The organism is Streptomyces sp. NPDC033180 (assembly GCF_055577645.1).
Genome location: NZ_JBVIPU010000002.1, coordinates 430,125 through 441,651, shown reverse-complemented (window position 1 = coordinate 441,651; position 11,527 = coordinate 430,125). Strand labels below are relative to the sequence as shown.

The 11,527-nt window shown below is 69.7% G+C and carries 7 protein-coding genes; 5 read left to right on the top strand and 2 right to left on the bottom strand.

Translation table 11 applies throughout. The features are described 5' to 3' along the window. Nucleotides 1–113: 113 nt before the first annotated feature. Nucleotides 114–302, bottom strand: coding sequence for a hypothetical protein (locus ACZ5WE_RS08635; RefSeq protein ID WP_467684440.1), 189 nt, complete (start codon nucleotides 300–302; stop codon nucleotides 114–116). Nucleotides 303–596: 294 nt separating this feature from the next. Here ACZ5WE_RS08635 and ACZ5WE_RS08630 point away from each other — a divergent pair, with 294 nt between their 5' ends. The 3 genes from ACZ5WE_RS08630 (at nucleotide 597) to ACZ5WE_RS08620 (ending at nucleotide 4,588) form a co-directional block, all read left to right on the top strand. Then, complete coding sequence (locus tag ACZ5WE_RS08630) at nucleotides 597–2,102, top strand: hypothetical protein (protein WP_467684442.1); 1,506 nt, start codon at nucleotides 597–599, stop codon at nucleotides 2,100–2,102. Nucleotides 2,103–2,269: 167 nt separating this feature from the next. Continuing rightward, nucleotides 2,270–3,688, top strand: a complete 1,419-nt coding sequence (locus ACZ5WE_RS08625) for an NAD-dependent succinate-semialdehyde dehydrogenase (protein WP_467684444.1) — start codon at nucleotides 2,270–2,272, stop codon at nucleotides 3,686–3,688. Nucleotides 3,689–3,760: 72 nt separating this feature from the next. Next, entirely contained in the window at nucleotides 3,761–4,588 is an 828-nt protein-coding gene (locus ACZ5WE_RS08620) for an aldo/keto reductase (RefSeq protein WP_467684446.1), read from the top strand. 9 nt (nucleotides 4,589–4,597) lie between these two features. On the opposite strand, the gene ACZ5WE_RS08615 is transcribed toward ACZ5WE_RS08620, so the two are convergent. Further along, on the bottom strand, nucleotides 4,598–7,033 hold the full coding sequence (locus ACZ5WE_RS08615; RefSeq protein WP_467684448.1) for a SpoIIE family protein phosphatase: 2,436 nt from the start codon (nucleotides 7,031–7,033) through the stop codon (nucleotides 4,598–4,600). Between the two features lie 567 nt (nucleotides 7,034–7,600). On the opposite strand from ACZ5WE_RS08615, the gene ACZ5WE_RS08610 reads away from it, so the two are divergent. Together ACZ5WE_RS08610 and xdhB are read left to right on the top strand one after the other, a co-directional pair. Further along, on the top strand, nucleotides 7,601–9,082 hold the full coding sequence (locus ACZ5WE_RS08610) for a xanthine dehydrogenase small subunit (RefSeq protein ID WP_467684450.1): 1,482 nt from the start codon (nucleotides 7,601–7,603) through the stop codon (nucleotides 9,080–9,082). Then, nucleotides 9,079–11,526 (top strand): xanthine dehydrogenase molybdopterin binding subunit, encoded by a 2,448-nt coding sequence (gene xdhB, locus ACZ5WE_RS08605; RefSeq protein ID WP_467684452.1) that lies wholly within the window; start codon nucleotides 9,079–9,081, stop codon nucleotides 11,524–11,526. Before ACZ5WE_RS08610 ends, xdhB begins: the two co-directional genes overlap by 4 nt. The last annotated feature ends 1 nt before the right edge of the window (nucleotide 11,527 follow it).

Below are 11,527 nucleotides of genomic sequence, written 5' to 3'. Positions count from 1 at the left end.
CCTCGGCGCTCGGCCCTCGGCGCCGAGGCAGGGGCTTTCGGTTGGCCGCCGTGCTCTGCGAGCGAGCCCGAACCAGGTTCGTGGCGTGAGCCGCGCATGCAGCGGACGGGTCGTCAGCTGAGCCGGCTGTACAGGGCTCCTGCGGCCACGAGCAGTACGACCACAGCCGTAAGGATCAGCGTGCCGGTCCCCGTTTGGAGGGAGCGTTCCTGATCGGCGTGCTTCTCCTCGATGAAGGCCTTCGCGTCCGCCTCCGTGCGCGTGCGGACCCACTGGCCGTTCTGTCCCGCGTTGGGGAACAAAGTGCACCTCCCGTGTCAAGTCCGGTGCGCCTCCCCGGATGTGACGCGCGTAAACCGAACGGAGACAGGGGCGCCGGGCGGCGCATGTCGCCGAACGGTCGGGAGAGACAGGCGCCCTTCGGCGTGCCGGCCCGCGCGGTCCTGTCTCCGTCGTCGGCCCATGACCCGGATCTTCGCGCTGCGCTCCCCGGTGAGTCGGGTTAGTTTGTGCACGTTTTTCCGACTAGTGCCTTTCGTCCTGCGCCCAGTAGGCCGGAAGGGGAGCCCTGCTGCGTGTAGGGGGGAAGGCAGGCGATGGTCAAGACCTTGAGTGCCCCGCTCGTCGGAGTGGAGAGCCGCGGCCCGACGCCGGTAGTCCGTACGCCGCGACGCGTCGCCGGTCAGGGGTGGCTGGCTGCCGTGGCGGTGGCTTTCACGCTGGTCCAGTTGGCCCTCGTACGGCCCGGCATGGGGCTCGGGTGGGACGAGGCGGTGTACGTCAGCCAGGTCAGCGGCCACGCCCCGGCGGCGTTCTTCAGCGCACCCCGGTCCCGAGGCATCTCCCTGCTGGCCGCGCCGATCGCCTCCTGGTCGTCGTCCACCTCACTCCTGCGCGTCTACATGGCCCTGCTGTCCGGCCTCGGCCTCTTCCTGGCGCTGCGCGCCTGGCGCGGGCTCTTCCCGCAACGGGTGGTGGTCCTGGCCGGTGTCCTGTTCGCCTCGCTCTGGGTGAGCGTCTTCTACGGCCCGGAGGTCATGCCCAACTACTGGGTCGCGATCGGCGCCCTGGCCGGTGTCGGATGCTTCCTGCGTGCCCAGGCCGACCGCCGCGACCGGGCCGCGCTGTGGGGCGTGGGCGCGAGCGCGGCGCTGCTGGCGTGGATGCGGCCCACCGACGCCGTCTGGGTGGTCCTCCCGCTGTTCGCGCTGCTGGTGTGCTTCCGCCGGTGGCGGCGACCCCGGCTGCTCGCGGCGCTCGTCGCGGGGCTCGGGACGGGTGCTGTCGGCTGGGTGGTCGAGGCGTACGTCAGTTTCGGCGGCCTCGGCGCGCGTCTGGCCGACGCCTCGCGGATCCAGGGCGGCCTCGGCTGGAACATCGCCGTCCTGGATCAGCTGCGCAGCCTGGGCGGTCAGACTCTGTGCCGTCCGTGCGACAGTTCGCTTCCGGCCCCGGAGCTGATCGCGTGGTGGTTCGCCCTGCCGCTGCTCGCCGCGCTGGGTCTCGCCGTCGCGGTCAGGGGGCGGCGCACCGCTCGTACGCTCCTGCCGCTGGTCTGCGCCGCGACGGCGAGCGTCCCGTACCTGTTCATGATCGGATACGCCGCGCCGCGCTTCCTGCTCCCGTTCTACGCGCTGGTGGCCATCCCGGTCGCCGACGCCCTCATCCATCTGGTCACCACCACGCGCCGAGCGTGGCGGCCGGCGGTGGTGACGATGGCTGCGCTGCTCTTCGTGGGGCATCTGGCCACGCAGTACGTGATCCTCGAGGACGCCGTGCGTCGCTCCACCGCCGGCCGTCAGGAGTGGGCCCGTACGGCGGCCGAGCTTCACCGGCTCGGCGTACGCCCGCCCTGTGTGCTGAACGGGCACGAGGCGCTCCCGATCGCCTTCTACGCCGGGTGTTCATCCGCCCAGACCCAGGGGCACAACGCCAGCACCACCCGGGCGGAGCTCCTGCGGACCGCACAGCGGACGCCGACGGCCGCCCTCGCCAGGGCGGAGGACAGACCGCCGGGGTTCGCGCGCGACTGGCCGTCCCATCGGGTGGGTGACCTGAGGATCCATGTGGGGCCCGCGGCGCCGGTGGGTAACCGGGGATGAGTCCGCCATGAGTCCGCCGGGCGCCTCCCCACCCGCAGGGGCATATGCGCCCTTTTTTGCATATGAGCTGTTTGCGCCCCGCGGTGTCGGGTACCCCGGGATGGGGCCGGAACGCGGCGTTCCGCCCTGTGTCCCAAGCTGCCCGCGCTCGTCGCTCTGGAGAATTCATGTCGGATCAGCGCAAGAGTCCGTTCGCGACCGTGAGCCCGTACACGGGGGAGACCCTCGTGGAGTTCCCGGTCATCGAGGGCGAAGAAGTCGATTCCACGCTGGAGACCGCGGGCCATGCGTTCGACGCATGGCGGAAGCGTCCGATCGCGGAGCGCGCGGCCGTCGTCGGTCGTGCGGCCGAACTGATGAAGGAACGCAAGGAAGAGCTGGCCCAGCTCATCACCCTGGAGATGGGCAAGCTGATCGGGGAAGCGCGCGGTGAGGTGGACCTGGCCGCGTCGATCCTGGAGTACTATGCGCGCCGCGGCCCGGATTTCGCCGCGGCCGAGCCGCTGGACTTCGAGGGGGAGGGCGAGGCGTACCTCGTCAGCGACCCCCTCGGCGTGCTTCTGGGTGTCATGCCGTGGAACTTCCCGCTCTACCAGGTGGTCCGTTTCGCCGGGCCGAACCTGGTGCTCGGCAACACCGTACTGGTCAAGCACGCGGGCATCTGCCCGCAGTCCGCACTCGCCCTGGAGACTCTCTTCCGCGACGCCCAGGCCCCCGAAGGCGTCTACACGAACCTCTTCGTGAGCCACGAGGAGATCTCGCGCATCATCGACAGCCCGGTGGTCCGCGGAGCCTCCCTCACCGGCAGCGAGGGGGCAGGGTCCAAGGTCGCCGAACGGGCCGGGCGGAACATGAAGCCCAGCCTGCTGGAGCTCGGCGGCAGCGACGTCTTCATCGTCCTCGACGGCGAGAGTCTCGACCGCACCATCGGGGCCGCGGCGGCGGGCCGGATGGCGAACACCGGCCAGAGCTGCGTGGCCTCGAAACGGTTCATCGTCCTTGAGGACGTGTACGACGACTTCGTCGACGGGCTGCGCCGCGAGTTCGAGGCGCTGCGGCCGGGCGACCCCGCGGACGAGGCGACCACCCTGGGTCCGCTCTCCTCCGAGCAGGCGGCCGCGGACCTGGCCGACCAGATCCGCGAGACGGTGGACCAGGGAGCGGAACTGGTCACCGGTGGGCACCGCATCGACCGCCCCGGTGCCTTCGTCGAGCCGACGATCATCACCGGCGTCAAGCCGGGCATGCGCGCCTACGCCGAGGAGCTCTTCGGACCCGCCGCGGTCATCTACCGCGTGGCCGACGAGGACGAGGCCATCGCCCTCGCCAACGACAGCCAGTACGGCCTCGGCGGATCCGTGTTCTGCGCGGACGTCGAGCGGGGCCGCCGGGTGGCCGAGCGCGTGGAGACCGGCATGGTCTGGGTGAACCACCCGACCTCGACCCAGCCCGACCTGCCGTTCGGCGGAATCAAACGCTCGGGCTACGGACGTGAGCTCTCGAAGCTCGGTATGCGGGAGTTCGTGAACCGCAAGCTCGTCCGGGTCCTGCCGCCCGACGCGGAACTGCACGGAATCGCCGGCTGAAAGCCGCGCCGTCCCGTACGTCCACGGCGGGACAACCCTGACCACCAGCAATGAGCCATACGAGGAGCCACCGTGACCGCAGTACCCGACATCACCCTCAACAACGCAGTGCGGATCCCCCAGCTCGGCTTCGGCACCTTCCAGATCGAGCCGGAGGAGACCCGGGAGACGACGCTGGCCGCGCTGGAAGCGGGCTACCGGCACATCGACACGGCCGAGATGTACGGCAACGAGAAGGAGGTCGGCCAGGCCGTGCGTGACTCCGGCATCGACCGTGCCGACATCTTCGTGACCAGCAAGCTCAACAACGACGCCCACGCGCACGACGATGCCCTCAAGGCGTTCGACCGCACCATGGACGATCTGGGATTCGACTACCTGGACCTCTTCCTCATCCACTGGCCGCTGCCCGGCAAGGGTGACTTCGTGGAGACCTGGAAGGCCCTGGAGGAGATCTACCGCTCGGGACGGTCCAAGGCCATCGGAGTCTCCAACTTCCAACCCCACCACCTGCGCCGGCTGCTGCAGGACAGCGACGTGGTGCCCGCGGTCAACCAGATCGAGGTGCACCCCTACCTCACCCAGGACGACGTCAGGGCCTTCGGCGCCGAGCACGACATCGCCACCGAGGCCTGGTCGCCCATCGCGCAGGGCAAGGTGCTCGACGACCCCACCATCAACCGCATCGCGCAGCGGGTGGGCAAGTCTCCGGCCCAGGTGACCCTGCGCTGGCACATCCAGCGCGGGGACATCGTCTTTCCCAAGTCGGGGACCCAGAAGCGCATCGAGGAGAACTTCGACCTCTTCGACTTCGAGCTGAGCGAGGGCGACATCGGTGAGATCTCCGCGCTGAACCGCGACGAGCGGACCGGCCCCGACCCGGACCGCTTCATCAGCTGAGGGCCCGCCTCACCCCGCCGCCGGGAAGGCCTGTTCGGTCCAGATGGTCTTGCCGGAGCGGGTGTAGCGCGTTCCCCACCTCTGGACCAGTTGCGCGACGATGAACAGGCCGCGTCCGCCTTCGTCGTCGTCGCCGCTGTGGCGCAGGTGCGGTGAGGTGTGGCCTCTGTCCGCGACCTCGCACAGCAGAGTGCGGTCGCGGATGAGGCGTACCTGGATCGGGCCCTCGGCATATCTGACCGCGTTGGTCACCAGCTCGCTGACGACGAGCTCGGTCGCGAACGTCAGCTCCTCAAGTCCCCATTGGTGCAGCTGTTGGGTCGCCAGCTCCCGGGCGCGGCCCACGGCGACCGGCTGTGCGGGCAACTCCCATTCGGTGACCTGCGAAGCGTCGAGCTCGCGGGTGCGGACGAGCAGCAGGGCGGTGTCGTCGGCAGTCGAGCCGCTCGGCAGGAGTTGTGCCACGGCCCGGTCGCACAGTTCCTCGAGCGAGGCATGCCGGTCGCTGAGCACCCGCCCCAGAGTGTCCAGTCCGTGATCGATGTCGCGGTCGCGCGCCTCGACCAGGCCGTCGGTGAAGAGAGCGAGCAGGCTGCCCACCGGCAGCTCGATCTCCATCGACTCGAACGGCAGGCCGCCCAGGCCCAGGGGCGGTCCCGCCGGCAGGTCGGGGAAGGTCGGCCGGCCGTCCGCGGCGACGACCGCGGGCGGCAGGTGCCCGGCCCTGGCCATGACGCAGCGCCGCGACACCGGGTCGTAGACCGCGTAGAGACAGGTCGCCCCGGTGGTCACATCGGCATAGGTCCCGTCGGGCGTGCCCAGCTCGCTGCGCTGCTCCTCCGCCGACTGCGCCACCAGATCGTCGAGCCGCGAGAGCAGCTCGACGGGATCCATGTCCATCTGGGCGAACGCGCGTACGGTCGTGCGCAGCCGGCCCATGGTGGCCGCCGCCTGCAGACCGTGACCGACCACGTCCCCGACCACGAGTCCGACCCGGGTTCCGGACAGCGGGATGACGTCGAACCAGTCACCGCCGACGCCCGTCACGTCGTCCGTGGGCAGGTAGCGGTGCGCCAGCTCGACCGCTGACTGCTCCGGCACGTGCTGCGGCAGCAACTGGCGCTGGAGGGCGAGAGAGGCGGTCCGCTCCCGGGTGAAGCGGCGGGCGTTGTCGATGGACACAGCCGTACGGGCGACCAACTCGTCGGCCAGTGCCACTTCGCCGCTGTCGAAGGTGGTCGAACCGGTGCCGTCGCGCATGAAGGTGACGAGCCCCAGGGTGCTGTTCCCGGCCCGCAGGGGCACGACCAGGTCCGTGTCGTCGAGCACGAGCCCGCCCGAGGCGAGGCTGCGGTGCTGCGGCGAGTCGGGCGGGTATTCCACGAGGTGGTTCTCGACGGCGCCGTTCTCGACGACGTGGTTCTCGGCGGAGGGAGGGGGCAGGGGCCGCTGCCCCGGCCTCTCCCGATCGGTTTCCGCGGCCGAGCAGCGGGCGACCCGCACCAGGGATGTCGCCGCCGCGCCGCTGGTGGCCGGCACCTCGCCCTCCAGTACGGCCTGCGCGAGGTCGACCGTCACCGTGTGGGCGAACTCCGGTACCGCCACTTCGGTGATCTTCTCGGCGGTGACCCGCACGTCGAGGGCGGTGCCGATGCCGCGGCCCGCCTCGACGAGCAGGGCCAGACGTCGCTGGGCCTTGTAGCGGTCGGAGATGTCGAACGCGTCCTCGCAGACGCCGATGACGCGTCCGTCGGCGTCCTGGAGCCGGTAGTAGGCGCAGGACCACAGGTGGACCGTCTCCGGATCGCTGGGCGGCTTGCCCTGGAAGTGCAGATCCAGGAAGGGTTCTCCGGTGTCCAGGACATGCCGCATGACCGCTTCGAGAGTGGGCGGATGTCCCTTGGTCACGAATTTTCCCTCGGAGTACAGCTCATCGGCCCGACGACCCCGGAACTCGGCGAACGGCCGCCCGATCTCTCGTTCGAAAGCCGTATTGCACCAGGTCAGACGCAGGTCATCGTCGTAGATGCCGAGGCCGACGGGTGACTGGGTGGCAAGCCCGTGCAACAGGGCAAGCCGGGATTCCCACAGCTGGAGGTCCTTCAGCTCCGTCGCGACGAGGACGCGCGCCGCCGTGCCGTCGCCCGGCAGGGCACACACCGCGGTGGCGACGATCAGCTCATGCCCGTCCCGGTGCCGGGCGACGCGGATCTCGTTGCCCCGGAACTCGGGAGGGAGCGGCAGGACAGGGGGCGCCGGGCCGGGGGAGAGGAACGTGCTCAGGGGCCGCCCCACGATCTCCTGCGGCCGGTATCCGAGGAGCCGCTCCGCCGCGGGGCTCCAGCCGATGACCGTGTCCTGGGCATCGACGACCGCCGTGGCCGCCCTGGTGACGTCGAGGGGTCCACGAAAATCAGCACCTTGCTCAGCGTTCCATGCCGTCATGGCACCACATCAGCCCCGTTCATCCCCTACAGAATCCGCCGTCCTCGGGGCGCGCACAACCGCGGTACACCCACTCAACGGAACCGTGGGGCTGCGACGGGCGACACGGGCCCTGTGGCAGCGGGAGGTCGACCTCTTGACCCCGATGGCTCCAGCCATTAGTTTGCGGTGGCTGTCGACCTGTCACCAGCGAAAGGGGGCGACCAGCGGATGAACACCAGCTCTGATCTTGGTCGCCTCGCCCAGCGCACGGTCTGGGTTCCGGGTCGCATCGCGCACGGCTGCTGAGCCAGCCCCTCTGAACGGCCGCTGAGCCCGCCGTTCCGACGTGCCTGCTGCCCGTCCGTGACACGTGTGTCCGCACGTCCGTGGCACATTCGGCACTTCTCGTGACCCCCTTGTGTCACCACGTCTCGTCACCCCCTCTCGTCACCACCTCCCTGGTACGTAACTGTTGCGTGCCGTTTTGCGCCCGCTTCTTCCACTGGCGCCTTTGAACACAGAAAGCTGCCTGAAATTGGCGAACACGATGTATCGACCCATCACGCACCGAAAAGAAGGCCTGGCATGGTAGCGGCGCGGATCACCGTCAACGGGAAAGAAGCACCGATCTCACCGGCTGCACCCCACACCACAGCGCTGGACTTTCTGCGCGAGCGGGGCCTCACCGGCACCAAGGAGGGCTGCGCCGAGGGTGAATGCGGAGCCTGTTCGGTCCTGGTGGCCCGCCCCGGGGTGAACAAGCCCACCGACTGGGTGGCGGTCAACGCCTGCCTGGTCCCGGCGGCTGCCCTCGATGGTCAGGAGATCATCACCTCCGAAGGCCTGGCCACCCCCGGGGAGCCCGGCACGCCTCCTACGCTGCACCCGGTGCAGGAGGAGATGGCGGTCCGCGGCGGTTCCCAATGCGGTTACTGCACACCGGGGTTCATCTGCAGCATGGCCGCCGAGTACTACCGGCCTGACCGCTGCGCGCACGCGGACCCGGCCGACGGCGCCGAAGCCACTGGCAGCACTGACGCCGAGCACGGCCCGAACGGCTTCGATCTGCACGCGTTGAGCGGGAACCTGTGCCGCTGCACCGGCTATCGCCCCATTCGCGATGCCGCGTTCGCCGTCGGCACACCCACCGACGAGGACCTGCTCGCTCAGCGTCGCGAGCAGTCCCCGCCAGCACCGGTCGCCACCGAATACACCCAGGGCGACAGGTCGTTCCTGCGGCCGGGCACCCTGGCGGAAGTGCTGCGACTGCTGCGCGAGCGGCCCGAGGCGGTGGTGGTCGCCGGAAGCACCGACTGGGGCGTGGAGGTGAACATCCGCGCCCGGCGGGAGAATTGCGTGGTCGCCATCGACCGGCTGCCCGAACTGCGGGAGCTACGGGTCGAATCCGACCGCGTCGAGATCGGCGCCGCGCTGACACTCACCGAGATCGAACGCCACCTGAACGGCGAAGTCCCGCTGCTGGCACAGCTGTTCCCGCAGTTCGCGTCCCGGCTCATTCGCAACGGCGCGACCCTCGGCGGCAACCTCGGCACCGGCTCCCCGATCGGTGACAGCCCGCCGGCGCTGCTCGCGCTGGAGGCGTCGGTGGTCCTCGCCGACGCAGACGGCGAGCGCGAGGTCCCCCTGGCCGACTACTTCACCGGCTACCGGCAGAGCGTGCGCCGCCCCGGCGAACTGATCCGCGCGGTGCGCGTCCCGCTGCCGCTGTCACCGGTCGTGGGCTTCCACAAGATCGCCAAGCGGCGCTTCGACGACATCTCCAGCGTGGCCGCCGCCTTCGCGCTCGACATCCAGGACGGAATCGTCCGCAAGGCACGGATCGGCCTGGGCGGCGTGGCAGCCACCCCGATCCGCTCCCTCGCCACCGAGGCGGCCCTGGAGGGCAAGCCCTGGGCGACGGAGACCGTCGAGGCCGCGGCCCGGGTGCTGCGGGGCGAGGGCACACCGATGAGCGATCACCGTGCCAGCTCCCTCTACCGTTCCGCGATGCTCGGCCAGAGCCTCCTGAAGCTGTACGCGCAGACCACCGAGGCGGTTTCCTCATGAGTCAACTGTCCCAACGCCCCGAAAAGCCCGTCGTCGGCGTCTCGATGCCGCACGAGAGTGCCTTCCAGCACGTCACGGGCACCGCGCTCTACACCGACGACCTGGTCCAGCGCACCAAGGGCGTGCTGCACGCGTACCCGGTCCAGGTCATGAAGGCCTGCGGCAGGATCACCGCGCTGCGCACCGAGCCCGCGCTCGCCGTGCCCGGCGTGGTGCGCGTGCTGACCGGTGCCGACGTACCCGGCGTGAACGACGCCGGCATGAAGCACGACGAACCGCTGTTCCCCGACGAGGTCATGTTCTACGGCCACGCTGTCGCGTGGGTACTCGGCGAGACCCTGGAGGCGGCCAGGCTCGGCGCGGAGGCCGTCGAGGTGGACATCGACGAACAGCCCTCCCTGGTCACGTTGCAGGACGCGATCGCGGCCGAGAGTTTTCACGGCGCCCGGCCAGTGATGCTGACCGGCGACGTCGACGCGGGCTTCGCCGACTCCGCGCACGTGTTCACCGGCGAGTTCCAGTTCTCCGACCAGGAACACTTCTACCTCGAGACGCACGCGGCGCTGGCCCATCTCGACGAGGCGGAGCAGGTGTTCGTCCAGAGCAGCACCCAGCATCCTTCGGAGACCCAGGAGATCGTCGCGCACGTGCTCGGCCTGCACAGTCACGAGGTGACGGTGCAGTGCCTGCGTATGGGCGGCGGGTTCGGCGGCAAGGAGATGCAGCCGCACGGGTTCGCGGCCATCGCCGCGCTCGGCGCCAAACTGACAGGCCGGCCGGTCCGGCTGCGGCTCAACCGGACGCAGGACCTGACCATGTCGGGCAAGCGGCATGGTTTCCACGCCAGTTGGAAGATCGGCTTCGACGCCGACGGCCGCATCCGGGCCCTGGCCGCCACCCTAACCGCGGACGGCGGCTGGAGCCTGGACCTCTCCGAGCCGGTGGTGGCGCGTGCGCTGTGCCACATCGACAACACCTACTGGATCCCCAACGCGCGCATCGCCGGCCGCATCGCCAAGACCAACAAGGTCTCCAACACCGCCTTCCGAGGCTTCGGCGGACCGCAGGGCATGCTGGTGATCGAGGACATCATGGGCCGGTGCGCACCGCTGCTCGGCCTGGACCCGATGGAGTTGCGGGAGCGGAACTTCTACCAGCAGGGCCAGGCGACGCCGTACGGCCAGCAGGTCGTCCAGCACAAGCGGATCGCGGCTGTCTGGGAGAAGGTCCAGGCGAACGCCGGGATCGTCGACCGCAAGCGCGAGATCGCCGCCTTCAACGCCGCGCACCCGCACACCAAGCGGGCCCTTGCGGTCACCGGCATCAAGTTCGGGATCTCGTTCAACCTCACCGCCTTCAACCAGGGCGGTGCACTGGTCCTGATCTACAAGGACGGCTCGGTCCTGATCAACCACGGTGGCACCGAGATGGGCCAGGGCCTGCACACCAAGATGCTGCAGGTGGCCGCGACCACGCTCGGTATCCCGCTGCACAAGGTGCGGCTTGCGCCGACGCGAACCGACAAGGTCCCCAACACCTCCGCCACCGCCGCGAGCGCCGGAGCGGATCTCAACGGCGCGGCGGTGAAGAACGCCTGCGAGCAGTTGCGCGAGCGGCTGTCGCAGGTGGCCGCCACCCAGCTGGGTTCCAACGCCTCGGACGTGCGCATCGTCGAGGGCGCGGCGCGTGCCCTGGGCAGCGACAAGGAGCTGGCCTGGGACGACCTGGTGCGCACCGCGTACTTCCAGCGGGTTCAGCTGTCGGCGGCCGGTTTCTACCGGACCGAGGGACTGCACTGGGACGCGAAGACGTTCAGGGGCTCGCCGTTCAAGTACTTCTCCCACGGCGCCGCCGCGGCCGAGGTGGAGGTGGACGGTTTCACGGGCGCGTACCGCATTCGGCGCGTGGACATCGTGCACGATGTCGGCGACAGCTTGTCCCCGATGATCGACATCGGTCAGGTCGAGGGTGGTTTCGTGCAGGGCGCGGGCTGGCTGACACTGGAGGACATGCGCTGGGACGCCGGTGACGGGCCGAACCGCGGCCGTCTCCTGACCCAGGCCGCGAGCACCTACAAACTGCCGAGCTTCTCGGAGATGCCCGAGGAGTTCAACGTCACGCTCCTGGAGAACGCCACGGAAGAAGGCGCCGTGTACGGATCCAAGGCAGTAGGCGAGCCTCCGCTGATGTTGGCGTTCTCCGTACGGGAAGCCCTGCGGCAGGCAGCCGCCGCCTTCGGGCCGAGCGGGGTCAGCGTCGAGTTGGCTTCGCCGGCGACGCCGGAGGCGGTGTTCTGGGCGATCGAGGCGGCTCGCCAGGCCGAAGCCTCCCGGAACGGGTTCGCCCCCGACGGGCTTGCCATCAACGGCCACACCGGAAACGGACAGACCGACAACGGCAAGAACCGAGCCGACGCTACAGCGTCGGCGTTGAACGGTGCCTGAC